Origin of the sequence: Sphingobium xanthum (assembly GCF_019737615.1) — a bacterium.
GTDB lineage: Bacteria > Pseudomonadota > Alphaproteobacteria > Sphingomonadales > Sphingomonadaceae > Sphingobium > Sphingobium xanthum.
Genome location: NZ_JAHKKS010000001.1, coordinates 493,574 through 515,360 on the forward strand (window position 1 = coordinate 493,574; position 21,787 = coordinate 515,360).

31 protein-coding genes are annotated in these 21,787 nt (G+C 64.1%); 25 read left to right on the forward strand and 6 right to left on the reverse strand.

Annotated features, from left to right (window positions below; translation table 11 throughout):
- Positions 1-214: 214 nt before the first annotated feature.
- From KM135_RS02360 to KM135_RS02380, 5 genes are all read left to right on the forward strand, one after another.
- Positions 215-760, forward strand: coding sequence for a DUF1697 domain-containing protein (locus tag KM135_RS02360; protein ID WP_221712288.1), 546 nt, complete (start codon positions 215-217; stop codon positions 758-760).
- A 31-nt stretch (positions 761-791) separates the two neighbouring features.
- Positions 792-1,190: a 30S ribosome-binding factor RbfA gene (rbfA, locus tag KM135_RS02365; protein WP_221712289.1), complete on the forward strand. Its 399-nt coding sequence runs from the start codon at positions 792-794 to the stop codon at positions 1,188-1,190.
- Positions 1,191-1,251: 61 nt separating this feature from the next.
- Complete coding sequence (locus tag KM135_RS02370; protein ID WP_221712290.1) at positions 1,252-1,791, forward strand: DUF2239 family protein; 540 nt, start codon at positions 1,252-1,254, stop codon at positions 1,789-1,791.
- On the forward strand, positions 1,784-2,371 hold the full coding sequence (locus KM135_RS02375; protein WP_221712291.1) for a thymidine kinase: 588 nt from the start codon (positions 1,784-1,786) through the stop codon (positions 2,369-2,371). Before KM135_RS02370 ends, KM135_RS02375 begins: the two co-directional genes overlap by 8 nt.
- Before the next feature lie 83 nt (positions 2,372-2,454).
- Positions 2,455-2,847 carry a DUF6491 family protein gene (locus KM135_RS02380; protein ID WP_221712292.1) on the forward strand — a complete coding sequence of 131 codons (393 nt, stop codon included), beginning with the start codon at positions 2,455-2,457 and terminating at the stop codon, positions 2,845-2,847.
- Positions 2,848-2,854: 7 nt separating this feature from the next.
- On the opposite strand, the gene KM135_RS02385 is transcribed toward KM135_RS02380, so the two are convergent.
- Positions 2,855-3,421 carry a GNAT family N-acetyltransferase gene (locus KM135_RS02385; RefSeq protein ID WP_221712293.1) on the reverse strand — a complete coding sequence of 189 codons (567 nt, stop codon included), beginning with the start codon at positions 3,419-3,421 and terminating at the stop codon, positions 2,855-2,857.
- 136 nt (positions 3,422-3,557) lie between these two features.
- Here KM135_RS02385 and truB point away from each other — a divergent pair, with 136 nt between their 5' ends.
- The 3 genes from truB to pnp all read left to right on the forward strand — a co-directional run bounded on the left by truB (position 3,558) and on the right by pnp (position 7,385).
- The gene (gene truB / locus KM135_RS02390; protein WP_221712520.1) at positions 3,558-4,553 is read left to right on the forward strand and encodes a tRNA pseudouridine(55) synthase TruB; all 996 of its coding nucleotides are present in this window, start codon (positions 3,558-3,560) and stop codon (positions 4,551-4,553) included.
- 16 nt (positions 4,554-4,569) lie between these two features.
- A complete protein-coding gene (rpsO, locus tag KM135_RS02395; RefSeq protein WP_221712294.1) occupies positions 4,570-4,839 on the forward strand; it encodes a 30S ribosomal protein S15 in 270 nt (89 codons plus the stop codon).
- A 197-nt stretch (positions 4,840-5,036) separates the two neighbouring features.
- Positions 5,037-7,385, forward strand: coding sequence for a polyribonucleotide nucleotidyltransferase (gene pnp / locus KM135_RS02400; RefSeq protein ID WP_221712295.1), 2,349 nt, complete (start codon positions 5,037-5,039; stop codon positions 7,383-7,385).
- 85 nt (positions 7,386-7,470) lie between these two features.
- Here the strand turns inward: pnp and KM135_RS02405 are convergent, their stop codons facing one another.
- The 3 genes from KM135_RS02405 to KM135_RS02415 form a co-directional block, all read right to left on the reverse strand.
- On the reverse strand, positions 7,471-8,031 hold the full coding sequence (locus KM135_RS02405; protein WP_221712296.1) for a fasciclin domain-containing protein: 561 nt from the start codon (positions 8,029-8,031) through the stop codon (positions 7,471-7,473).
- Between the two features lie 98 nt (positions 8,032-8,129).
- Positions 8,130-8,873, reverse strand: a complete 744-nt coding sequence (locus tag KM135_RS02410; protein WP_221712297.1) for an anti-sigma factor — start codon at positions 8,871-8,873, stop codon at positions 8,130-8,132.
- A complete protein-coding gene (locus KM135_RS02415; protein ID WP_221712298.1) occupies positions 8,866-9,441 on the reverse strand; it encodes a sigma-70 family RNA polymerase sigma factor in 576 nt (191 codons plus the stop codon). Before KM135_RS02415 ends, KM135_RS02410 begins: the two co-directional genes overlap by 8 nt.
- A gap of 284 nt (positions 9,442-9,725) precedes the next feature.
- Here KM135_RS02415 and KM135_RS02420 point away from each other — a divergent pair, with 284 nt between their 5' ends.
- The 9 genes from KM135_RS02420 to KM135_RS02460 all read left to right on the forward strand — a co-directional run bounded on the left by KM135_RS02420 (position 9,726) and on the right by KM135_RS02460 (position 15,311).
- Positions 9,726-10,580: a DUF4394 domain-containing protein gene (locus KM135_RS02420; RefSeq protein ID WP_221712299.1), complete on the forward strand. Its 855-nt coding sequence runs from the start codon at positions 9,726-9,728 to the stop codon at positions 10,578-10,580.
- Between the two features lie 75 nt (positions 10,581-10,655).
- Positions 10,656-10,823 carry a hypothetical protein gene (locus KM135_RS02425; protein WP_221712300.1) on the forward strand — a complete coding sequence of 56 codons (168 nt, stop codon included), beginning with the start codon at positions 10,656-10,658 and terminating at the stop codon, positions 10,821-10,823.
- Between the two features lie 79 nt (positions 10,824-10,902).
- A complete protein-coding gene (locus tag KM135_RS02430; RefSeq protein ID WP_221712301.1) occupies positions 10,903-11,790 on the forward strand; it encodes a hypothetical protein in 888 nt (295 codons plus the stop codon).
- 170 nt (positions 11,791-11,960) lie between these two features.
- Positions 11,961-12,926: an IS1595 family transposase gene (locus KM135_RS02435; protein WP_221712302.1), complete on the forward strand. Its 966-nt coding sequence runs from the start codon at positions 11,961-11,963 to the stop codon at positions 12,924-12,926.
- 147 nt (positions 12,927-13,073) lie between these two features.
- Positions 13,074-13,688, forward strand: coding sequence for a hypothetical protein (locus tag KM135_RS02440; RefSeq protein WP_221712303.1), 615 nt, complete (start codon positions 13,074-13,076; stop codon positions 13,686-13,688).
- Positions 13,689-13,863: 175 nt separating this feature from the next.
- Complete coding sequence (locus tag KM135_RS02445) at positions 13,864-14,139, forward strand: osmoprotectant transporter permease (RefSeq protein ID WP_221712304.1); 276 nt, start codon at positions 13,864-13,866, stop codon at positions 14,137-14,139.
- 267 nt (positions 14,140-14,406) lie between these two features.
- Positions 14,407-14,616: a cold-shock protein gene (locus KM135_RS02450; RefSeq protein ID WP_221712305.1), complete on the forward strand. Its 210-nt coding sequence runs from the start codon at positions 14,407-14,409 to the stop codon at positions 14,614-14,616.
- Positions 14,617-14,934: 318 nt separating this feature from the next.
- On the forward strand, positions 14,935-15,075 hold the full coding sequence (locus tag KM135_RS02455) for a hypothetical protein (RefSeq protein ID WP_221712306.1): 141 nt from the start codon (positions 14,935-14,937) through the stop codon (positions 15,073-15,075).
- A 32-nt stretch (positions 15,076-15,107) separates the two neighbouring features.
- Entirely contained in the window at positions 15,108-15,311 is a 204-nt protein-coding gene (locus KM135_RS02460; RefSeq protein ID WP_221712307.1) for a hypothetical protein, read from the forward strand.
- 16 nt (positions 15,312-15,327) lie between these two features.
- Here KM135_RS02460 and KM135_RS02465 read toward each other — a convergent pair whose 3' ends face one another.
- A complete protein-coding gene (locus KM135_RS02465) occupies positions 15,328-15,471 on the reverse strand; it encodes a hypothetical protein (RefSeq protein ID WP_221712308.1) in 144 nt (47 codons plus the stop codon).
- A 166-nt stretch (positions 15,472-15,637) separates the two neighbouring features.
- A complete protein-coding gene (locus KM135_RS02470; RefSeq protein ID WP_221712309.1) occupies positions 15,638-15,886 on the reverse strand; it encodes a hypothetical protein in 249 nt (82 codons plus the stop codon).
- Positions 15,887-16,148: 262 nt separating this feature from the next.
- Between KM135_RS02470 and KM135_RS02475 the strand changes: the two genes are divergently transcribed.
- From KM135_RS02475 to KM135_RS02510, 8 genes are all read left to right on the forward strand, one after another.
- On the forward strand, positions 16,149-16,352 hold the full coding sequence (locus tag KM135_RS02475) for a hypothetical protein (RefSeq protein ID WP_221712310.1): 204 nt from the start codon (positions 16,149-16,151) through the stop codon (positions 16,350-16,352).
- A gap of 424 nt (positions 16,353-16,776) precedes the next feature.
- A complete protein-coding gene (locus KM135_RS02480; protein ID WP_343228128.1) occupies positions 16,777-17,178 on the forward strand; it encodes a hypothetical protein in 402 nt (133 codons plus the stop codon).
- Between the two features lie 356 nt (positions 17,179-17,534).
- Positions 17,535-17,882, forward strand: a complete 348-nt coding sequence (locus tag KM135_RS02485; RefSeq protein ID WP_343228129.1) for a hypothetical protein — start codon at positions 17,535-17,537, stop codon at positions 17,880-17,882.
- A 295-nt stretch (positions 17,883-18,177) separates the two neighbouring features.
- Complete coding sequence (locus KM135_RS02490) at positions 18,178-18,963, forward strand: outer membrane protein assembly factor BamD (RefSeq protein ID WP_221712311.1); 786 nt, start codon at positions 18,178-18,180, stop codon at positions 18,961-18,963.
- Between the two features lie 122 nt (positions 18,964-19,085).
- Positions 19,086-20,750 (forward strand): DNA repair protein RecN, encoded by a 1,665-nt coding sequence (recN, locus tag KM135_RS02495; protein ID WP_221712312.1) that lies wholly within the window; start codon positions 19,086-19,088, stop codon positions 20,748-20,750.
- Positions 20,750-21,070, forward strand: coding sequence for a hypothetical protein (locus tag KM135_RS02500; protein WP_221712313.1), 321 nt, complete (start codon positions 20,750-20,752; stop codon positions 21,068-21,070). Before recN ends, KM135_RS02500 begins: the two co-directional genes overlap by 1 nt.
- A complete protein-coding gene (locus KM135_RS02505; RefSeq protein WP_221712314.1) occupies positions 21,070-21,366 on the forward strand; it encodes a hypothetical protein in 297 nt (98 codons plus the stop codon). The genes KM135_RS02500 and KM135_RS02505 overlap by 1 nt, the downstream gene beginning before the upstream one ends.
- Entirely contained in the window at positions 21,363-21,755 is a 393-nt protein-coding gene (locus KM135_RS02510) for a putative quinol monooxygenase (RefSeq protein WP_221712315.1), read from the forward strand. The genes KM135_RS02505 and KM135_RS02510 overlap by 4 nt, the downstream gene beginning before the upstream one ends.
- The last annotated feature ends 32 nt before the right edge of the window (positions 21,756-21,787 follow it).

Here is a 21,787-nt window from a genome sequence, read left to right on the forward strand (position 1 = left end):
GGCCCATAGCGGCCTGCAAATGGCGGTTCCGTGCGCTTCCGGTGCTCACGTACATCAGGTACGCTGCGCTCCGGGTTCACACGAAACCACCATTTTCGGCTCGCTCTGAGCCAAATGTCGACACGACCTAAGGCCGCCTGTTCGAACGACCGACGCCTTCGGCTCCACAGGAGCGCATCGGAGTGTTATTGAGAGGGCTTCGTCAGGAGTTCATATGCCCCGCTACGTAGCTCTCCTCTCCAGCGTCAATGTCGGCGGCAATCAGGTGAAAATGACGGATCTCAAGGCCGCGCTCGAATCGTGCGGCCTTGAGAATGTCTCGACCGTGACGGCGAGCGGCAATGTCATCTTCGATCATCCGCAGGCGGCCGACGCGGCGCTGGCGAAGCAGATCGGCGATTGCGTGCAGGAGCGCTTCGGCTTTCGGACCTTCGCCGCGGTGCGCACGGCGGCAGAGCTGACGGCGGCGGTCAAGGAGAGCCCGTTTCGCGGCGATAGCGACGACAAGTTCATCCACATCCACTTTCTAGACACGCCGCTGCGCGATGCCGCTTACAAGGCGCTGCTGGCGGCGCATGAAGGGAAGGGGCAGGAAAAGTTCGCGCCCGGATCGGCCCATGTCCATATCGATTTCGTCGATGGGGTGGGGAACAGCAAGGTGACGCGGCCATTTCTCGAAAAGCATCTCGGCTGCATGGGCACGGCCCGCAACCTGCGATCGCTGGAGCGGATCGTCGAGGCAATGGAGACACGCAAATGATCGATGCTCCCCCGCAGACGGAGACGCGCTGATGGCCAAGCAACCCGGAACCGGCGAGCCTTCGGTCCGTCTGCTGCGCGTCGGCGAGCAGGTGCGTCACATCCTGGCGGACATTCTCCAGCGCGGAGACGTGCATGACGATGTGCTGGCGGCGCATATGGTGAGCGTCACTGAAGTGCGCATGTCGCCCGATCTCAGGCATGCGACGGTGTTCGTGAAACCGCTGCTCGGCAAGGACGAGGAGGTGGTTCTCAAGGCGCTGCGCACCAACACCGCCTATCTGCAGCGCGAAGTCGCCAAGCGGGTGAAGATGAAATTCGCCGCCAAGCTCAAGTTCATCGGCGATGAGAGCTTCGAGGAAGGCAGCCATATCGATGCCATACTGCGTTCGCCCAACGTGGCGCGCGATCTGAGCGCGGACGAAGAATAAGACCCGGGTATATTGACCGGATTATCGTCCGGGTATAATTGGCTTCTCCGAGGAGTTGCCGATGACCACTTATACCGCCTTCGCCAACGATCTCTGGCTTGCGACGGGCACGCGCGCGCATGTCGTCGAGACGTTGCGAGCGATGGACGCTCCGCCACGCGCATCGGATCTGCTGGTGTTCGATGATATTACCGGCGCGCAAATCGATTTCGATCTGCGCGAGACAGAGCCGGAGCCGACCGCGCCCCGCGGGCCGGGGCGGCCGAAGCTCGGCGTGACTGCGCGGGAAGTGACGCTGCTGCCGCGTCATTGGGAGTGGCTGGGCAAGCAGCGTGGTGGCGCATCTGCTGCGCTGCGCCGCATGGTCGAGGAGGGGATGAAAGCCTCGGCCACCAGCGGCGCAGGCCCGGACGCCGCCTACCGCTTCCTGTCGGCCATCGCCGGCGATCGCACCGGTTTCGAGGAAGCCGTTCGCGCGCTCTATGCTGACGATCGTACGCGGTTTGAGGCGCTGACCGCGCCCTGGCCGATCGGCATACGCCAGCATGCGATTGGGCTGGCCTGGGGCGACGAGGCCGTGATAGCGGACGGCAATGGCTAAGCTCTATTTCTATTATGCATCAATGAATGCCGGCAAATCGACCAACCTCCTGCAAGCCGATTTCAACTATCGCGAGCGAGGCATGGCGACGATGCTGTGGACGGCGGGCGTGGACGATCGCGGGCGGCCGGGCTGGATCAGCTCGCGCATCGGCCTTGCCGAGCGGGCGCGCAGCTTCGAGGAGGATACGGCGCTGTTCACGGCTGTTGCGGCGCGCATGGACGAAGGACCACTTGCCTGCGTGCTGATCGACGAGGCGCAATTTCTGACACGGGCACAGGTGCTCGATCTGGCGCGGGTCTGCGATGAGCTGCGCGTGCCGGTTCTGTGCTATGGGCTGCGGACGGACTTTCAGGGGGAGTTGTTCGAGGGGTCGGCTGCCTTGCTGGGCTTGGCGGACCATCTGATCGAGCTCAAGGCTGTCTGCGAGTGCGGCGCCAAGGCGACGATGAACCTGCGGGTCGACGAGGCCGGCAAGGCCGTGAATGAGGGCGCGCAGACCGCGATCGGCGGAAACGAGCGCTATGTGGCGCTCTGCCGCAAGCATTTCATGGCGCGGCTGCGCGAGCGGGCAAGCTGACAGGGCGGTTCATGGCCGCTTCAGGCGGGCCGTGCTAGACGGATCATCACACGTTTAAGCGTTGCGCCGAAAGGAGGCCCGACATGAGCCAGATCAATCGTTTTGCCCTTGCCACGGCAATGGCGACGCTTGCCTTCGTCGCAAGCGGTGGCGTGCGTGCCGCCGAGCAGGCCGTGCAGGCAGAGATTGCCGCCAAGCCGGCCGAAGCGTCGATCCCGTTCATCAATCATGGCGGCGTGCGCGACTGGCAGGTCGCGGACGACAACAAGATCTACATCCAGGACAGCAAGGGCAAATGGTATCTGGCAACGCTCGCCATATCCTCGCCCGACTTGCCCTTTGCGACGGCGATCGGCTTCGAAACCAAGGGCGTGGACAAGCTCGACAAGTTTGGCGCCGTGGTGGTCGCGGGAACGCGCTATCCGCTGAGTTCCTTGACCGAAAGCGGCCCGCCGCCGCCGAAGAAAAAGGGCTGATCCGGGATCAGGCGATCCGATCCCGGACGGCCGCCCAGTCGCTTTCCAGCAAGCCAAACAGTGCCGTGTCGCGGACATGGCCGTTCCAGGTGATCCTTTCGGCGCGGAGCAGGCCTTCCTGTTGCGCACCGATCTTGCGCACCGCTGCCTGACTGCGGCTGTTGCGCGTATCGACGCGAAACTCGATCCGGCGGACGCCGCAGGCGAAGGCATGATCGATCATCAGCCGTTTCATCCGTCCGTTGAGGCCGGTGCCGCGCTGGGCCGGGACGATATAGCTGTTGCCGATCTCCAGCGTCTGGGCGCCTTCATCGAGCCGCAAATAGGCCGACATGCCGACCAGCGCGTCATCGACGAACACAGCGAAGGGCAGGCGGGTTGCGCTGCCGATGAGGGCGTCGAAGCTGGCATCGAACTGCGCGGGGGCGAAGCTGGTGGCATAGATGACCCAGATGTCGGCGTCGGCGGCGCAGGCTTCGCGCAAGGCGTCGCGATGGGTTTCGTCCATCGGCATCAGCCAAAGGCCGGCGTCGTGGAGCGGTGTAAGCAGCCGGCTCGAAAGTCTCGTCGTCATGCCTGCGCCAAGGCCGCAACTCGGCCGCTGCGTCAATATGCAATGACACGACAGGGCCGTAAGGCGGGGGCCTGACAGATCGTCGCGACGTGGCTATGGCGCCGGCATGGCCGCATCCGATCCTTCGCTCCCGCCGCTGCATGGCTGGCTGATCCTCGACAAGCCGGTGGGGCTCGGCTCGACGCAGGCGGTCAGCGCCGTCAAGCGCGCGCTGCGCGAGGCGGGCTATGGCAAGGCCAAGGTCGGTCATGGCGGCACGCTCGATCCGCTTGCGCAGGGCGTGCTCCCGATCGCGATCGGCGAGGCGACCAAGCTGGCCGGGCGGATGCTCGACAGCGACAAGATTTACGACTTCACCATCCGCTTCGGCGCGCAGACCGATACGCTGGACCTGGAAGGGGCGGTGATCGCGTCCTCCGATGTGCGGCCGACGCTTGCGGATATCGAGGCCGTTCTGCCGCGCTTCACCGGGCCGATCGAGCAGGCGCCACCGGCATACAGCGCGATCCTGATCGACGGCGTGCGCGCCTATGACCGTGCGCGGGCGGGCGAGGACGTGGAGATGAAGTTGCGGGCGGTGACGATATATGCGCTCTCCCTTCAATCCTCCCCGGCACGGGGAGGGGGACCAGCGAAGCTGGTGGAGGGGTGGAGCGGAGCCGCTCCGTCGCCTACCCCCTCCACCACCGGCGATGCCGGCGGTCCCCCTCCCCGTACCGGGGAGGATCTGGAGGAGGTCACCCTGACCGCCCATGTCTCCAAGGGCACCTATATCCGCAGCCTCGCGCGCGACGTCGCGTTGGCGCTCGGGACGGTCGGTCATGTGTCCATGCTGCGCCGTGCGAAGGCCGGTCCGTTCACGCTGAAACAGGCGATTTCTCTGGACATTCTGAACGATGCTGCTAAGGCGCGCGCCATTGCGCAGCATATGCTGCCATTGACGGCGGGGCTGGACGACATCCCGGCTCTCCCCGTCACCTCCGAACAAGCCATGGCGCTGAAACAGGGCCGGACGCTTGCAGGGGATCCTCGCACGCAGGGTCTGATGCTGGCGACGCAGGGCGATGTGCCCGTCGCGCTGGTGGAGGCTTTGGGGCCGGACATCCGGGTCGTGCGGGGCTTCAATCTTTAGTTCGAAAGGAGTCACGATGTCGATCACTGCGGAGCGCAAGCAAGCGCTTATCGAAGACAATGCCCAGAACCCGGGCGACACGGGCTCGCCGGAAGTTCAGGTCGCGATCCTCACGGAGCGCATCTCGAACCTCACCGAGCACTTCAAGGGACATCACAAGGACAATCACAGCCGTCGCGGCCTGTTGATGATGGTCAACAAGCGTCGCTCGCTGCTCGATTATCTGAAGAAGAAGGATGGGGCGCGCTACACGGCCCTCATCGCGAAGCTCGGCCTTCGCAAGTAAGACAGGGAAGGGGCGCCCATCCGGGCGCTCTTTTCATATGGGGCGCCCGGAAGGACCAGTGGCGCCACCCATGCGGGACGCGGAGGCAATCCGGCTTTCCGTCCGGGAGCAAAAGCTCCACACGCCGCCGCGGACCGGCCTTTGTCCGCACGCAAGCCCCGCCGTGCAATAGGGCGCCGCGGGTGGAAGGATACCCAATGTTCAACGTGAAGACTGTAGAAATCGAGTGGGGCGGAAAGACCCTCAAACTCGAAACGGGCCGTGTTGCCCGCCAGGCCGACGGCGCGGTGATCGCGACCTATGGCGAAACGGTTGTGCTGTGCGCTGTCACGGCCGCCAAGTCCGTGAAGGATGGCCAGGACTTTTTCCCCCTGACCGTTCACTATCAGGAAAAATACTCGGCCGCCGGACGCATTCCGGGCGGCTTCTTCAAGCGCGAACGCGGCGCCACCGAGAAGGAAACGCTGGTTTCGCGCCTGATCGATCGTCCTGTCAGACCTCTCTTCCCTGAGGGGTTTTATAACGAGATTAACGTTATTTGTCAGGTGCTTAGCTTCGATGGCGAATCCGAGCCCGATATCGTTGCGATGATCGCGGCGTCGGCGGCGCTGACGATTTCCGGCGTGCCGTTCATGGGCCCGATCGGCGCGGCGCGCATCGGCTACAAGGATGGCGAATATCAGCTCAATCCGAGCCTCGACGAGGTGAAGACCGGCGAGCTCGATCTCGTCGTCGCCGCCACCGACACGGCCGTGATGATGGTCGAATCCGAAGCCAAGGAGCTCTCGGAAGAGGTGATGCTCGGCGCGGTGCTGTTCGCGCATGACGAGAGCCGCAAGGTGATCGACGCGATCATCAAGCTGGCCGAGAAGGCCGCGAAGGACCCGTGGGAGCTGAACCTGGGCGACGGCAATGCCGACCTCAAGAAGAAGCTCAAGGACCTGATCGGCAAGGACATCGCGGCAGCCTACAAGCTGACCGACAAGTCCGCCCGCTCGAACGCCCTGAACGAAGCCCGCGCCAAGGCGAAGGCCCACTTCACGGAGCAGGGCCTCGACGCGCAGACCGTCATGGCCGGCATCAAGCTCGTCAAGAAGCTGGAAGCCGAGATCGTGCGCACCGCCATCCTCAAGGACGGCCAGCGCATCGACGGACGCACGACCACGCAGATCCGCCCGATCGAGGCGATGGTGGGCTTCCTGCCGCGCACGCACGGCTCGGCGCTGTTCACCCGCGGCGAGACCCAGTCGATCTGCACGACCACGCTCGGCACCAAGGACGCCGAGCAGATGATCGACGGTCTGACCGGCCTCAGCTACGAGAGCTTCCTGCTGCACTATAACTTCCCGCCCTATTCGGTCGGCGAAGTCGGCCGCTTCGGTGCCCCCGGGCGCCGCGAAGTGGGCCATGGCAAGCTCGCCTGGCGCGCGCTGCACCCGGTGCTGCCGACCAAGGAGGAGTTCCCCTATACGATCCGCGTGCTCAGCGACATCACGGAGTCCAACGGCTCCAGCTCTATGGCGACCGTCTGCGGCGGCTCGCTCTCGATGATGGACGCGGGCGTTCCGCTCAAGCGCCCGGTCTCGGGCATCGCCATGGGCCTCATCCTGGAAGGCAAGGACTTCACCGTCCTCTCCGACATTCTGGGTGACGAGGACCATCTCGGCGACATGGACTTCAAGGTCGCCGGCACCTCCGAAGGCATCACCACGATGCAGATGGACATCAAGGTCGCCGGCATCACCAAGGAGATCTTCGAGGCGGCGCTGCACCAGGCCAAGGACGGCCGGGCGCACATCCTGGCCGAGATGAACAAGGCGCTGGGCGAGACCCGCACCGAGCTCTCGGCTCATGCTCCGCGCATCGAGACCATCTCGATCGACAAGAGCAAGATCCGCGACGTCATCGGCACGGGCGGCAAGGTCATCCGCGAGATCGTCGCGGAGACGGGCGCCAAGGTCGACATCGACGACGAGGGCATCATCAAGATCAGCTCGTCCGACGTCAGCCAGATCGAGGCGGCCAAGGCCTGGATCCTCGGCATCGTCGAGGAAGCGGAAGTCGGCAAGATCTACAACGGCAAGGTCGTCAATCTGGTCGACTTCGGCGCGTTCGTGAACTTCATGGGCGGCAAGGACGGCCTCGTCCACGTCTCCGAGATCCGCAACGAGCGGGTCGAGAAGGTGAGCGACGTCCTCTCCGAAGGCCAGGAAGTGAAGGTCAAGGTCCTCGAGATCGACCAGCGCGGCAAGGTCCGCCTGTCGATGCGCGTGGTCGACCAGGAGACCGGCGCCGAGCTGGAAGACACCCGTCCCGCCCGCGAGCCGCGCGAACCGCGCGGGGACCGTGGCGACCGCGGTGATCGCGGCCGGGGTGGCGATCGTGGCGGCCGCGGCCGTGACGACCGTGGCCCGCGTCGTGATCGCGGCGACCGGGGTGACCGGGGCGGGGAGCGCGGCGAGCGCGGCCCGCGCCGCGAGCGCTCGGACGACGACGGTCCGGCACCCGAGTTCGCACCGGCGTTCCTGACGCGGGATGACGACTGAGGGTTAGAGCCTCGTTAGGTTCGATACGAATGAGAAAGCCCCGCAGAGATGCGGGGCTTTTTTGGTTGTCTTTCGGCGCGGTGCGTCAGGGCATCAGCACTTTGTCGACCACATGGATGACGCCGTTCGACTGGTTAACGTCTGCGATGGTGATGCGGGCCTTGCCGCCTTTCTCGTCGATCACCCACCAGCCGCCTTCGGGGCCCTTGGCGAGGGTGATCTCTTCGCCCTCGACCGTCTTGAACATGGCCTTGCCGCCGTGCTTGGCGGCCATCGAGGCGATCTCGGCCGCGCTGTGCTTGCCGGGGACGACATGGTAGGTGAGCACCTGCGTCAGCATCGTCTTGTTCTCGGGCTTGAGCAGGCTGTCGACCGTTCCTTTCGGAAGCGCGGCGAAGGCGGCATTGGTGGGCGCGAAGACGGTGAACGGTCCCTTCCCCGAGAGCGTATCGACGAGGCCGGCGGCCTTGACGGCGGCGACGAGCGTCGTGTGATCTTTCGAGTTCAGGGCGTTTTCGACGATCGTCTTGCTCGGATACATGGCCGCGCCGCCCACCATCGGATTGGCCTTGGCGAGTGTGATGCCGGCCGTGGAGACGAGCAGGAGAGCCGCGGCGATGCCGGGAGCCTTGCTGGAAATGCGCATGTCTGGTCCTTTTCTCTGACTGTGCGTCCCCTAGGGGCGGGGACGATACAGCTACGAGAGGGACGCATGCGCGGATGCAGCGCCTGCGGAATGGGGGATCAGATTTTGTGGATCTGGCCGGCGGCGATCGGGGTTGAGCTCGGTGCCGCGTGCGGGGCGCCGTCGCGCGGCTCCATGGTGACGGCGAGGGTCACGCCGTCCTTGAGATGGGCGCGCTGGGCCGGGGTGAGCGTGACGCGCATCGATCCGCTGGCGGGGATCAGGCCGAGCGAGCGCGGCACATTGTCGGCCGGGATAACCCAGAGCTCGGGCGCGAGATCACTCGGTGGGAGCTTGATCGTGCGGACGCGGAGCTCGCCGGTTGCGGCATCGTAATTGGCGGCGAACTGCGCGGGGCTCTCCGCCTCGCCAAGACGGGCGACGGAGGGCTCTGCCGATTGCGCGACCTGGACACGGGTCTGGGCAGGCGGCGCAGGTGGCGCGCGGAAAACGAGGAAGGCGGCGAGGGCAGCGGCGAGCGCGCCGGCCCCGAGCGCACCGAAGCGCCAGGCGCGGGCATGGCTCTCGATGCGGGTGACGACGCCGAGGCCGGCAACGGCCGGATCGGCGGAGGGGAGGCGCAGCTCGATCGCCTGCCAGAGATCGGGCGCCTCGACTTCGCCATAACCATGCAGCAGCGGCTCAAAGCGCGTCTGCCATGCGGTGACGGCCTCGCGGAAGTCCGGATCGCCGATCTGCAGGCGCAGAGCGAGGGCCCGCAGTTCTCCCTCCAGCACGCCAAGCGCCAGCTCGGCAGCGAGCAGGTCGCGCTCCTCGGGCGTCAGGGGCGTGTCGTCAGCCATCGGCGAGACACTCCTTGAGCTGGGCGAGGCCGCGGCGGATCCAGCTCTTCATGGTGCCGAGCGGTACCTTCATGCGCTCGGCGAGCTGGGCATAAGTGAAGCCATTGAAGAAGGCGGCACGGATGGCCTCGGCCGGGCTGCCGCCAAGTGCGTCGAGGCAATGGACGATGCGGGCCTGGCTCTGCTCCTCTTCGATCCGCTCCGGGGCGCTTGCAGAGTCATCGACGACATTGTCGGCCGCCTCGATGCCGGTGGTGGCCGGACGATGCGTGCGGCGCCAGTCTATCGCGCCGTTGCGCGCGATCGCGCACAGCCATGTGATAGGGCTGGCCTTCGCGGGATCGAACCGGCCGGCGCGCTGCCACACTTTGAGATAGGTTTCCTGCACGATGTCCGCCGCAACCTCCCGGTCCTGGCAGATACGGAGGCAGACGCCGAATAGTTTCGCGGAGGTGAGGTCGTAAACGTCCCGCAGGGCGGCGCGATCGCCACGCGCAACGGCGTCGAGCGCGGCGGTCAGCCTTGCCCGTCGTTCGTCCGCTTGCGTGATGAGATCGCCCGTCGTCATCCCTCTCGCTTCCTGCCGGAAGAGTGCCCGTAATAGATCGCCCTGCCTAGGCCGAAACTGTCTCCCGCCAGCACCGATGCGACGAACGCCCGACGATCAACCGGAACTGTAGATACGAGAGGAAAAGCCCGCCGGATGCATCGCGATAAAAAAATAAATATAATGCAATCAATATGTTAAGAATATATTCTTCGTAGGGAAAGGGCAAGATGACGATTTCCCGCGGCCCGCGACCGCACCATCTTGCCGGCGATCATCGTCCGTTTTCACTGTGGGAGAGTAGCATGTACAAAGCGATTCTGACGGCTTGCGCATTGATCGGCACGGCCGGGGCCGGGATTGGCGCTGCGCAGGCGGCGACGATCTACGGCGTGGACGAGAACAATAATCTCGTCACATTCGACAGCGCGAATCCGGGCACGATGCTGTCCACCGTGTCGATCACGGGCACGGATGCCGGCCTGGGTGCGATCGACTTCCGTCCGTTCGACCGGATGCTCTACGGTCTCGGCCTCGACCGCGTCGTCTACCGGATCGATATGAACACGGGCGCCGCGACGGCGGTCAGCGGCGTGCTTGCGCTGAACGGCACGAGCTTCGCTTTCGACTTCAACCCGACGATCGACCGGCTTCGGATCGTGTCGAACCTGAATGACAATTATGTCGTCAATCCCAACAATGGGGTCCTGACGATCGCGACCTCGGTCTTCTATGCCGCCGGTGATCCGAATAATGGTACCGACCCGGATGTCACGGCCGGCGCTTATACGAGTTCGATCTTCGGTGCGCCGGGCTCCTCTACGCAGCTCTACAGCATCGACACCGCGCTCGACGTGCTCGCCAAGCAGGCGAATAGCGCCGGCATTCTGACGACCGTGGGCGCGCTCGGCATCGACGTCGGATCGCGCACGAGTTTCGACATCTTCGGAAGTGATGCCTTCGCCTTCAACGGCAGCAGGCTCTACCGGGTCAACCTCGCCACCGGTGCACTGACCAGCCTCGGCATGACCGATCGGGCGCTCTTCGGGATCGCAATCGCTCCGGTACCCGAGCCGGCAAGCTGGATGATGATGATTGGCGGCATGACGCTGGTGGGCGGCGCAATGCGCAAGCGTCGCAAGACCATCCGCTTCGCCTGACGGAAAGCCCCCGGCGGGGGCGGGTGCCTCGCAGTGCCCGCCCCCAACTTCGTCCTCTCAGTAAGGAGAGCTCTTATGGAACGGATCACGGTGGGCGACGAGCTTCGGTGGCTGTTTCATGCACGCGAGACCGGGGCGGTGTCGACACGCGAATTCGAAACGCGCAAGCATGAGCTGCTGGATTGGTCCAAGTGTCACCTGATGCGCACGCTGCCCAAAAGGATGCAGTGGCCGAGGCATTGATGACAATTCCCCCTGTCCTACAGCCCTCAATCCATCATACCTAAGCTGCCTCCCTCAATCCGAACCCCGGAGGCACATCATGACCGCCAAGTTCACCGCCGCGCGTCGCGAGGCATTTTTTCGTGCGCTGGCGCGCACGGGCAATCAGGCATTGGCGTGCGAGCATGCCAAGGTGTCGCGCAGCTGGGTGACGCTGCATCGCTCGGGCGATCCGGAGTTTCGGCGGCGGATGGACGAGGCGATCGCGGCGGCCAAGGCGCGGCTCGATGCGGCGACCGAGCGGCGGCCGGAGGACAAGGCGCTGCGCTGGCAGGATGGCGACGAGCTGGTCGTGCGCGGGAGCAGGGGGCGGCGCACGCAGATCGCCCGATCGCGCCTCAAGCAATGGTCGCCGCGCGTGGAGACGCGGTTCCTCGCCAAGCTCGCCGCCAGTTGCAATGTGAAGGCGGCTTGCGCGGAAGTCGGCATGACGCCGGCATCGGCCTATGGGCATCGCAATCGCTGGCCGGCGTTTCAGCGGCGCTGGGACGAGGCGCTGGAGAATGGCTATATCCGGCTGGAGGGCACGCTGGTGGAGAATGCGGCCAATCTCTATTCGCGCGAGGACTATCCGCTCGATCATCCGCTGCCCGACATGACCACGGCGCAGGCGATCCACCTGCTCCATATGCACAAGCATGGCGTGCTAGGCATCGGCAAGCGGCCGGGGCGGCTGGCGGGGCCGCCGGACATGGACGAGGTGCGCAAGAGCATCCTGCGTAAGATCGAGGCGATTGCGAGGCTCGACGAGCGCGAGGCGGCGCGGAAGGCACAGCGGGAGATGAAGGCGGCAGCGAAAGCTGCGGCGGAGGGGGCTGCGGCGGAGGGCGAGGTGGCGGGCGACGAGAGCGCGGCGCAGGGCGAGCGTTGCGATCCGGCGGGCGTGCCGGTGCGGGGATTGAGGATTTGGGCGGGGACGGAGCAGTAGTGAGCTTCTTATAGCCCCTCCTCTTTAGAGGAGGGGTTGGGGGTGGTGCTGTGACTTGCCGGATGATCGCTGCGCGAGCGATGCGGGCGCATCGCCACCACCCCAACCCCTCCTCTAAAGAGGTAATTATATACTTGACAAAGCAATCTCTCTGGCAGTAGTCAGAGGGCATGACGAACCTGACCTCCCCTCATTTCACCGACGCTGACAAGGCCCGCGAGTATCTTGAGGCTCTGCGCTGGCCGCAGGGTCCGTTCTGCCCGCATTGTGGTTCATTCGGTGCGAAGCGGCTTCCGGCGCAGCGTGGCCGCCCGACGAAGGCTCATCCTGAGGGCGCGCTGCGCGCTGGCGTGATCCAGTGCAACGACTGCCGTAAGCAGTACAGTGTGACGGTCGGTACTGTGTTTGAGAGCAGCAAAATCCCGCTTAACAAGTGGCTGCTGGCCAACCACCTGTTGAATGCCAGCAAGAAGGGCATGAGCGCCCACCAGCTGCACCGCATGCTTGGCATCACCTACAAGTCGGCTTGGTTCATGTTCCACCGCATCCGCGAGGCGATGCGTCCGATTGGTTCACCTCCCATGGGCGGCAATGGCGGCACCGTGGAAGTGGACGAGACGTTCATCGGCCGCGAGCCGGGCGTCGATGCCGCCAAGGGCGGCTACAAGCACAAGATGAAGGTGCTTAGCCTTCTGGACCGCGACACCGGCGAGAAGCGCTCCATGGTCGTCAACAGCGTAACCATTGCCGAAATAACGCCGATTCTGCGTGCCAACATCGATCGCGAGACGAACCTTCTCACTGACGACGCAGGCCAATATCGCTTCATGGCTTCGCACTTTGCCAGTCACAGAACGACGCCACATATGAAAGGCGTCTACGTCGATCCCGACGATCGCACCATCCACACGAACACGATCGAGGGCAGCTTTTCCATCTTCAAGCGCGGCATGCGCGGCGTCTATCAGCACTGCGGAAAGCAGCATCTGCACCGCTATCTGGCTGAGTTCGATTTTCGTTACACCCATCGCGCCAAAATGGGCGTTGAGGATGACCAGCGCGCCGTGATCGCTCTACAGGGCATCGCAGGCAAGCGCCTCACCTATCGGCGGACTGACGGCCTCGCCGCAGCCTAAGGCCGGCAAGCCGCCTAGGAATCAGCGCTGGACGAAGAAGCGCTAGGCCGCTTCTTTTCTTTCGGACTCGACTCTTTCGCCGGTTTATGCGGCTTAGGTGGCGTGCTGAGCATCCGGCGCAGCACGTCATCCTCTTGCTGTTGATCGGTGTCTGACATGACCGGCGCTCCATCTGAAGACCAAGAATACAATCTCATTCGCGAATATGCTGAGGCACTCGGGCTGCTTGTCATCTATTGGGCTTCACTAGAAAACACCCTATCGTTCTGCCTCCAAAAACTCGCATCCGTAGATGAATGGACCAGCGACTGCATTGCCACATCGATAGGCAAGGCAGAAGGCAGGGCTGGGCTAATTCAACGGTTTGCGCTTCGGCCAGGCCATTCGCCATCGGATGAATGGCGAGACTGTGTAATAGGCATGTGCATACAGATCACCAACCTTTCTGAAAAGCGCAATCGCTTGGTGCATGATGACTGGTTTGCTCAAGAAGACGTAATAACTCGGCAGAATAACGCTATCAAAATTCGTAAGCTTGGAGCGGGCGAGACAAAATCTATTCTGAAGAGCGTTCCAGTTCCTTCTCATGTTGGCGAGATAGCAGACCTAACTCAGCGAACTGCACTTATCATGCTTCACATGCCATTCCTTTGCACTTCATACGAGCGCTGGAAGCATAAAGGGCGGCCCGTAACAGTTCCTCCGCAAGCAATTCAATTGAGTATGGGCATTCTTCCAGCCAGCACGCCGCTAGATGATTGAGGCGAGCGCTAGCTGCCTCAATCATTTCCTGCGTAATTTCGAACACCGGCCTGTCGCCAGCATCCTTAACTGTTTCGTGATGCTTTGTCATGTATATAATCTCCTCTAAAGAGGAGGGGCTTATGAGGCCCCAAAAGCCATTGCGTCGGTTCCCGGATGCGCTAGCCTGCGGCCCATGCTCTTCCGCATCCTCCTCGTCTTCGATCTGCTGGCGCTGGCCGTGCTGCTCTACTTCTTCATGGACGGGCTGCGTTATGCCTCCAGCGGCTATTTCGAGGCATGGGCGCCGATCCTGCTGGTGGCGTTCGGCGTGCTGGGCGGGGCGTGGGCGCTGCACAGCGGTGGCAAGAGGCGGGAGGCCTCGGCCCTGCTCGGCGTGATCGCGATCCCGCCATTTGTCTATCTGCTGTTCGTCCTGCTGATCGTGATCACCCAGCCGAACTGGCAATAGAGGCGGAGCCGCGGCGCGCGCGAACAGGCGCGTTTGACGGGAATGTTCTCGTTCAAACGTGCCTTGCGCCGGGTCAATATTTCCGGGCCTCCGGATCAATCATGGCCGCGGCATTGACTTTTTGATCTCCGGGGTGCATATGAAAAAGGCTAACGTCGCCTGCGACGGATTTTGACGCCCCCGGCGAAATCTTCCTTTGTCACTCGGCCAGCTCTGCCGGACTATTGTTCGGCGGATGATATTTTATTTGAAAAAAGGAATGGTTTCATGCCGATCGGCAAAGTCAAATTCTTCAACAACGAAAAAGGTTTCGGTTTCATCGTCCCCGAAGAGGGCGGCCAGGACAGCTTCGTCCATATCAGCGCTGTCGAACGCGCCGGTTTCACGACGTTGCGCGAAAATCAGCGCCTGAGCTACGAAGTCGAGAACGACAAGCGCGGCCGTCCTTCGGCGGTCAATCTCGAAGCCGCCGACTGATCCGTTGGCCAGAGAGGCCGACCTTGTCCTCGGCGGCCTGATCGACGAGATTTTTCCGGAAGGGCGTTTCGGCGTCCATCTCGAAAATGGTCACAGGATCATCGCCTGTACGGCGGGACGGATGCGGCGTGGCCGCATTCGCACCGTCGTGGACGATAGCGTGCAGGGCGGGATGACGCCTTTTGGTCTGGAAAAGGCCGGATCACCTATCGAGATAACCCTTCAGATCCGGGCGTTCGACAGAACCGATGCCTGCGACGCTGACCATGACAAGAATGAGGGCGCGGGCGTCCACGCCGGCAGCCCCAGAGTGAATTTATGCAACGAGACAATATCATTCATGGCCGACGGGCTGCTCGCCGAAACCCGGCGCCGATCCGCTCCGCCATGCCCATCATCCCGTCCAGTGCGCTGTCGGCCACCGAGCTGCGCGAACTGGTCGCCCAGATGATCGACTGACGTCCGTCCGATCGATCCAGGAGATTTCCGCTATGTCCGCCAATTATCTTTTCTGCCTGGACCAGGCCACGCAAAGCGCGAAATCAGCCGCCGAAGCCGAGCTGCCGAACGTGAAGGAGCGCTGTCTGCGTGCCGAAGCGGCGTGGCGGACGATGGCGGCGCGGCATGAGCGCATGGACGAGACGCGGCGGCAGGCCGTTCGCGACAAGGAAGCCGCTACCCTGGTCGCGGAATGACAGGCACCGGTGCAGTTCAGAGGGGTGGCTGCTCCTCTCGCGCGGCGCTCCGGTGTCGCCGCGCATCGCGCCAGGCATAGAGCGCACGCTGACCGAAATAGATCACCAGGATACCGATCGCCACGAGCAGGGCCTGAACGGTCAGCAGATCGAATTTCATGCAGTGGGCTCCACCTGACGCGGGAGCACATCTGTCTCTCTGTCGGATCATGCGGTTCGACGGCAATCCGATGCATCCTGCTAGCATGCGGCGCATGAGGGCGACAGGATAATCGGAAGACTTCGTTTCCAGTCGGCTCGTATCCGACTGACCGGAGGCGCCGCGCTCAGGCGCTGGCGCCTCCGGAGCCATTGGCTCCAGACGCACCCTGTCGCGACGGATTGATGTGCCACGCCCCCGACCGGGTGCGCCGCACGCTTGCGAGACGCTTTTCCCCCTCCCAGATCGTCGCCAGCCGGCCGATGTCCTCGCGCTCCAGCAGCGGGAAGACATAGGCCGGATCCGGCCCGTCGAACTCGATGCGCTTTTGATAACCGAATTCATCGGGATCGAAGATGAGCGTGAACGATCTCATGGGGACTACCTTTGCGCCCGTTATTTTCTGGCAATCTCTTCCTGCGCCGACGGTGCGTCCAAGTAAATCCGCCGAGAACGCGCTTGCAGCCCAATAAGGCCAACGGGAACTTTAAGCCCTTTGTGCAGTTATAGAGAAGGCCGCAAAAGTGGCAGAATGAGTAAGTGATGCCTTCGCCCGATCCGCCGTTTTCCGGCGCGCGGGCTGTGGAGCAACGGAGGACGACTTGGCTGGTTTGACGCGAGAACAGCGATTGCAGATCATGCTCACGGAAGAAGAGCTCTCGGCGATCGATGACTGGCGCTTCCAGCGCCGCATGCCGACGCGCGCGGCCGCCGTGCGCGAGCTTTTGCGGCGTGGGCTGAAAGCCGAAGGCATCATCGTGGCCAGGGCCGGTGATCGATCGCAGGATTTCGGCGTGCTGTCCGGTCAGCGACGTGGTGCATCGCTCGACGGCGAGGCGTGACGCGGCCTGCGGCGTCTTGCGGCGGCGTGGCGGCTCTTCAAGGGGGGCGGTTTGCCAGTTTACGCTACGGAATAAGAATGTTTTCCGTTTATCGGCGGCAAGGCGCGGAAAATGCGTGGCCACTGATTCAATTCGGGACAGTCGTTTCGAAAACCGGACAATACGCACAAACCGGTACGGCCTTTGCTGTTGACTTCCCGCGTGCGGGACAGGCACAAGCCCCTCACCGGGCATGAGAAAAAATTGCTCCGAAGGACCGGAACGGCCTCGGAGCGCAAAACCAGGGGTCGCACCTATGTCGGTCATTTGCGGGACATGACGTTCACGTTAACGGAAGCTATTTGCCATCGCACCGGCTGACGCTGCCATGCGGCGAGACGCTGGACACGAGCAATTCGTCCCTCCTGTTTCCGGGAATTCCAACGTGACTTTTGGAGCAAATGATGGCGCGCGCGCTTTGCGCGTCGATGACGGGCCGCTGCATGGCGGCACCGGCGAGCGCAAGCTCGAAACCAAGGCTCAGCGCCTGCTCGACCAGGTCAAGCAGCGCGAGCGGTATTTCCGCCGGTCCGTCATGGCGGACGGCACCATGGGCGTCATGCTCTCCCTGTTCCTCGCCGAGCTCAAGGCCGTGCCGCTGACGCAAGCGAATCTGGCACTCGTCGCCCTGCTTGATGGCGAGGAGGAGCGCCGCGTGATCGATTCCCTCATCCATGCCGGGCTGGCGGTCGTCACCGGAGACAATCCGGACCGCCGCACAGTCGGGCTCACGCCCCTCGGGTCTGCAAGGATGCGAAGCTTCATCAGCGACTACCCGGACATCTGATGAGCTTCGCGGGCCAGCGTGCCGCCCGTCGGTTGCCGTTTTCCTGAACCCACGCGGAGAACGGATTTCTGACCGACACGGCGCGCTGGCCCACCCAAGGCGGTGATAATGACTTTCAACAGCGTGAAATTTCAGGATTTTGAGCGCGTTTGTCCTGTGGTTACGGGACATGCATCCCGCCCTCGATGCGGTTATTGGACCCTCAATACCAATAAATCGGACAGGGCGCGTGCGCGAGAGAAGCCTCTCGTGCGGGTGCCTCATTTGTTCGTAACAAGAGGTTCTTTGACGTGTCGAACTCCGTGCCCCGCGGCACTCACCCGGCGTCCGGCCATCCGGATGCCCCGGAAGCGCCCGTGACAGCAACGCGCCCCGATGCCTCTCTCGAGGCGAAGGCGACGCGCCTGCACATGCTGGGCCGGCTGCGCGGCAAGCACTTCTTCACCCCCGTCATGGCGGACAGTGCCATGGACGTGATGTTGTCCCTTTTGGTCGGTGAGCTCCAGTCCAGCAAGGTGAGCGACACGGCTTTGGCCGTGGGCAATCTGCTCAGCAAGGAAGAGACGAGCGTGGTCATCGAAAAACTGGTCCAAAGCGGGCTGGCCGTCATAACCGGCGTTGAGCCGGATCGACGGACAGTTGGGCTGACGCCCCTCGGGTCCGCTAGGATGCGGAGTTTTGTCAGCGACTACCCGGACGTTTGACAGCTTCGCAGGTCGACGCATCGTCATGGTCTTTGTGACTGCCACCCCCCACGCTGGCTCTCACATCCAGGATCTGGCGATGCGCCGGCCGAATTCCCCTTAACAGGGCGTCGTGCCGTCGCCTTATCCTCCCACTCCGGGCGGCGGCACGACAAATTGGGTAACAGCTCTCGTTCAGCCTCCATTCAAGCGCCGGACGCCGTTTTCGCATGATGAACCGGCTCAACGAACGGCGCGCGGCGTCCCCTGCATCAATCGCTTGGCGGCCCCGATGCGCCACGCTAAGAGGGCGCGCATGAACGCTCCGAAGCTGCGCCGCGGCGCCATCCTGGCCGCCGGCCTCATCCCCATGCTCCTGATCGCCGGCTGCGCGAAGAACAACAACCGTGCCGACACGCAATATGTCGCGCGCGATGTCAGCACGCTCTACATGGCGGGCAAGCAGCGCCTCGATCGCGGCCAGTTCGACGCGGCGGCGATCCTGTTCGACGAGGTGGAGCGCCAGCATCCCTATTCGCCCTGGGCGCGCCGCGCGCAGCTCATGAGCGCATTCAGCTATTATGCCTCGCGCGATTACACCAAGTCGATCCAGTCGGCGCAGCGCTTCCTCTCGATCCACCCGGGCAACCGCGACGCACCCTATGCTTATTATCTGATCGCGCTCTGCTATTATGAGCAGGTCAGCGACGTGACGCGCGACCAGAAGATCACGCTGCAGGCGCAGGAGTCGCTGAGCGAGCTGGTCCGCCGCTTCCCCGATTCGCGCTATGCCTCGGACGCGCGGCTCAAGCTCGACCTCGTTGCCGACCATCTTGCCGGCAAGGAAATGGAAGTCGGCCGTTTCTACCAGCGCCGCCGCGAGTGGATCGCCGCCACGCTGCGCTTCCGCAAGGTGGTCGATACCTATCAGCGCACCAGCCATACGGCCGAGGCGCTGGAGCGGCTGGTCGAATGCTATCTGGCGCTCGGCATTCCCGAGGAAGCCAAGCGCGCTGCCGCCGTTCTGGGCAAGAATTATCCCGGATCGGAATGGTATGAGCGTGCCTACAAGCTGATGGGCGAGCACGCGCCGAGCGCCTGAACGGGACGCGGGGCCGGGAGCGACGCTGCCGTCGGCCAAGCGCGCCGCAATCGGGATCGACGGGCAGGGGGCGCAATCCCGCGTGACACTCCCCGCTAGGCTGGGCTAGTTCAGGCGCAGACATGCTCACCGGCCTTGCCATCCGCAACATCGTGCTCATCGAAGCGCTCGATCTGGCGTTCGAGCCGGGGCTGACCGTGCTTACCGGCGAGACGGGGGCGGGGAAGTCGATTCTGCTCGACGCGCTGGGGCTGGCGCTCGGCATGCGGGCGGACAGCGGGCTGGTGCGCGCGGGGACCGATCAGGCGAGCGTGACGGCGAGTTTCGATGCGCCGGCGGCCGGATCGGCGCTGGCGGCGCTGCTGGCGGAGAACGAGATCGAACAGGAGCCGGGCGAGCCGCTGCTGATCCGCCGGACGCTCAAGGCCGATGGCGGGAGCCGGGCCTTCCTCAACGATCAGCCCTGCTCGGCGGCGCTGCTGCGCGATGCGGGCGCGCATCTGGTCGAGATTCATGGCCAGCATGACGAACGCGGCCTGCTCAATCCGCGTGGGCATATGGACCTGCTCGATGCCTTTGGCGGGCTGGACAGCGGCGCGGTGAGCGGGGCGCATGCACGCTGGCAGGAGGCGCAGGCGCGGCTCTCGGCGGCGCGCGATGCGCTGGAGAATGCCGCGAAGGAGCGCGATTATCTGGCGCATGCCGTGGCGGAACTGAGCAAATTCGCGCCGGAACCGGGCGAGGAGGAAGCGCTCGCGACCGAGCGGGCGACGATGCAGAAAGGCGCGAAGCTCACCGAGGATATGGCGGCGCTCGATACGCTGCTCGGCGGATCGGACGGGGCGCTTTCCAAGCTGCGGCAGGCGGCGCGGCGGCTCGACAGGATCGGGCCGGAGCATGAGCTTCTGGCCGGTGCGCTGGCGGCGTTCGATCGCGCCGTGATCGAGGCGGCGGAAGCTGAGGATCAGCTTGCCCGGGCGAGCGAGGCGCTGGCGGTCGATCCGGCGCGGCTGGACGCGATCGAGACGCGGCTGTTCGATCTGCGGGCGCTGGCGCGCAAGCATCAGGTGGCGGCGGACGATCTCGCCGCGCTGACCGAGCAGATGAGCGCGCAGCTTGCCCGGATCGATGCCGGGGAAGAGGGGCTGCGCGATCTGGAGGCCGAGGTGGTGACGACGCGCGGCGCCTATGAGGCGGCGGCCATGGCGCTGAGCGAAAGCCGGCGCAAGGCGGCGGCGCGGCTGGACGCGGCGATGCTGGACGAGCTGGCGCCGCTCAAGCTGGATGCGGCGCGCTTCCGCACCGATGTCGAGCTGTTGCCCGAGGGCCAATGGCGCGCGGCGGGGCAGGACCGGGTCGAGTTCATGATCTCGACCAATCCGGGCGCGCCCTTCGCGCCGCTCACCAAGATCGCGTCGGGCGGCGAGCTGTCGCGCTTCATCCTGGCGCTCAAGGTCGCGCTTGCGGCACAGGGCAGCGCGGGGACGATGATCTTCGACGAGATCGACCGGGGCGTGGGCGGCGCGGTGGCGGGCGCGATCGGCGACCGGCTGGCGCGACTGGCAGGCGATGCACAGGTGATCGTGGTGACGCACTCGCCGCAGGTCGCGGCGCGCGGGGCGGGGCATCTGCTCATCGCCAAAAGCTCGCAGGGGACGATCACGCGCACCGGCGTCCACCCGCTGGACGAGGCCGAGCGGCGTGAGGAAATCGCCCGCATGCTATCCGGCGCGGCGATCACCGACGAAGCGCGGGCGCAGGCCGACCGGCTGCTGGAGGGGGTTTGATGGGAGCCACCACTCGGGCAATTGCAGAATTGGCGGAGCGGGCGTTGTGTTACCTCCTTCTTTGCGCGTTTTTCGTGCTTCTATTCCTGTGGCCGGCGGTCATCTTCGGCTACATGTTGCTGATGGCAATGGGCGGTGGTCAGGTGTCTGGTTGGCCGCTGGTGCTGCTCAGTCTGGCATGGCTGGCGATCTTCGCGGGCCTGGTGCTGGCTGCTCGGCAAACGAGCAATTTTGTGCCTGCCAGGCTCGCCAAAATGGCGGCGCTTTCCACCTTCATCGCGTGTGCCTACCTTTCACAATTCGCAGCCGGAATATCCTGATGCCACGCACGTTCCTGGCTCTGATGAGCGCGCTCTGGCTGGTTGTGGGGTCACTGGCGCTGTCGTTCATCGTCATGGTCGGGACATTGGCCTGGGGCGCGATCTGCGGTCAGATGGCGCTGGTCTGGCTGCTGGCGACGGTGCTGGTCTGCGCGCTGCTGGTGCTGGCGCTGTGGCTGGTCATCGCGGCGATACGGCGTCGGCTGACCGACGGACTGATGCGCATCACGATGATCGCCAATCTCACACTGCTGTTCGCCGGGGCGGGCTTCGCGATCCTGCTGGGGGCGGGATGAGCGCGGCGCGCCGGGATGTCGTTGCGGGCGGTTTTGCTGCCGCCTTGCTGGCGCTGGCAGGACCGGCGGCCGCTGCAATCACGAGGAAGACGGGCATGGAAGACGAGAAGCCGCATTATGGCCTGATCGGCCAGATCAAGGCTGTGCCGGGCAAGCGCGACGATCTGATGGCGATCCTGCTCGAGGGCAGCGCCGAGATGCCGGGCAATGTCGCCTATATCGTGGGCGCGGATGCGGCGGATGCGGACAGCATCTGGATCACCGAGCTGTGGATGACCAGGGAAGATCACGCCGCCTCGCTCAAGCTGCCGATCGTGCAGCAGGCGATCAAATATGGCCGGCCGATGATGGCGGGCTTCGGCGTGCGCGCGGAGTTCGTGCCGGGGTGAGGCGAATAGCTCCCCTCCTCTTTAGAGGAGGG

Excerpts from the sequence above, each read along its gene's own strand:
- KM135_RS02360 (WP_221712288.1), top strand. The coding sequence starts at position 215 with ATGCCCCGCTACGTAGCTCTCCTCTCCAGCGTCAATGTCGGCGGCAAT.
- rbfA (WP_221712289.1), top strand. The coding sequence starts at position 792 with ATGGCCAAGCAACCCGGAACCGGCGAGCCTTCGGTCCGTCTGCTGCGC.
- KM135_RS02370 (WP_221712290.1), top strand. The coding sequence starts at position 1,252 with ATGACCACTTATACCGCCTTCGCCAACGATCTCTGGCTTGCGACGGGC.
- KM135_RS02375 (WP_221712291.1), top strand. The coding sequence starts at position 1,784 with ATGGCTAAGCTCTATTTCTATTATGCATCAATGAATGCCGGCAAATCG.
- KM135_RS02380 (WP_221712292.1), top strand. The coding sequence starts at position 2,455 with ATGAGCCAGATCAATCGTTTTGCCCTTGCCACGGCAATGGCGACGCTT.
- KM135_RS02385 (WP_221712293.1), bottom strand. The coding sequence starts at position 3,421 with ATGACGACGAGACTTTCGAGCCGGCTGCTTACACCGCTCCACGACGCC.
- rpsO (WP_221712294.1), top strand. The coding sequence starts at position 4,570 with ATGTCGATCACTGCGGAGCGCAAGCAAGCGCTTATCGAAGACAATGCC.
- pnp (WP_221712295.1), top strand. The coding sequence starts at position 5,037 with ATGTTCAACGTGAAGACTGTAGAAATCGAGTGGGGCGGAAAGACCCTC.
- KM135_RS02405 (WP_221712296.1), bottom strand. The coding sequence starts at position 8,031 with ATGCGCATTTCCAGCAAGGCTCCCGGCATCGCCGCGGCTCTCCTGCTC.
- KM135_RS02410 (WP_221712297.1), bottom strand. The coding sequence starts at position 8,873 with ATGGCTGACGACACGCCCCTGACGCCCGAGGAGCGCGACCTGCTCGCT.
- KM135_RS02415 (WP_221712298.1), bottom strand. The coding sequence starts at position 9,441 with ATGACGACGGGCGATCTCATCACGCAAGCGGACGAACGACGGGCAAGG.
- KM135_RS02420 (WP_221712299.1), top strand. The coding sequence starts at position 9,726 with ATGTACAAAGCGATTCTGACGGCTTGCGCATTGATCGGCACGGCCGGG.
- KM135_RS02425 (WP_221712300.1), top strand. The coding sequence starts at position 10,656 with ATGGAACGGATCACGGTGGGCGACGAGCTTCGGTGGCTGTTTCATGCA.
- KM135_RS02430 (WP_221712301.1), top strand. The coding sequence starts at position 10,903 with ATGACCGCCAAGTTCACCGCCGCGCGTCGCGAGGCATTTTTTCGTGCG.
- KM135_RS02435 (WP_221712302.1), top strand. The coding sequence starts at position 11,961 with ATGACGAACCTGACCTCCCCTCATTTCACCGACGCTGACAAGGCCCGC.
- KM135_RS02445 (WP_221712304.1), top strand. The coding sequence starts at position 13,864 with ATGCTCTTCCGCATCCTCCTCGTCTTCGATCTGCTGGCGCTGGCCGTG.
- KM135_RS02450 (WP_221712305.1), top strand. The coding sequence starts at position 14,407 with ATGCCGATCGGCAAAGTCAAATTCTTCAACAACGAAAAAGGTTTCGGT.
- KM135_RS02455 (WP_221712306.1), top strand. The coding sequence starts at position 14,935 with ATGCAACGAGACAATATCATTCATGGCCGACGGGCTGCTCGCCGAAAC.
- KM135_RS02460 (WP_221712307.1), top strand. The coding sequence starts at position 15,108 with ATGTCCGCCAATTATCTTTTCTGCCTGGACCAGGCCACGCAAAGCGCG.
- KM135_RS02465 (WP_221712308.1), bottom strand. The coding sequence starts at position 15,471 with ATGAAATTCGATCTGCTGACCGTTCAGGCCCTGCTCGTGGCGATCGGT.
- KM135_RS02470 (WP_221712309.1), bottom strand. The coding sequence starts at position 15,886 with ATGAGATCGTTCACGCTCATCTTCGATCCCGATGAATTCGGTTATCAA.
- KM135_RS02475 (WP_221712310.1), top strand. The coding sequence starts at position 16,149 with ATGCTCACGGAAGAAGAGCTCTCGGCGATCGATGACTGGCGCTTCCAG.
- KM135_RS02490 (WP_221712311.1), top strand. The coding sequence starts at position 18,178 with ATGAACGCTCCGAAGCTGCGCCGCGGCGCCATCCTGGCCGCCGGCCTC.
- recN (WP_221712312.1), top strand. The coding sequence starts at position 19,086 with ATGCTCACCGGCCTTGCCATCCGCAACATCGTGCTCATCGAAGCGCTC.
- KM135_RS02500 (WP_221712313.1), top strand. The coding sequence starts at position 20,750 with ATGGGAGCCACCACTCGGGCAATTGCAGAATTGGCGGAGCGGGCGTTG.
- KM135_RS02505 (WP_221712314.1), top strand. The coding sequence starts at position 21,070 with ATGCCACGCACGTTCCTGGCTCTGATGAGCGCGCTCTGGCTGGTTGTG.
- KM135_RS02510 (WP_221712315.1), top strand. The coding sequence starts at position 21,363 with ATGAGCGCGGCGCGCCGGGATGTCGTTGCGGGCGGTTTTGCTGCCGCC.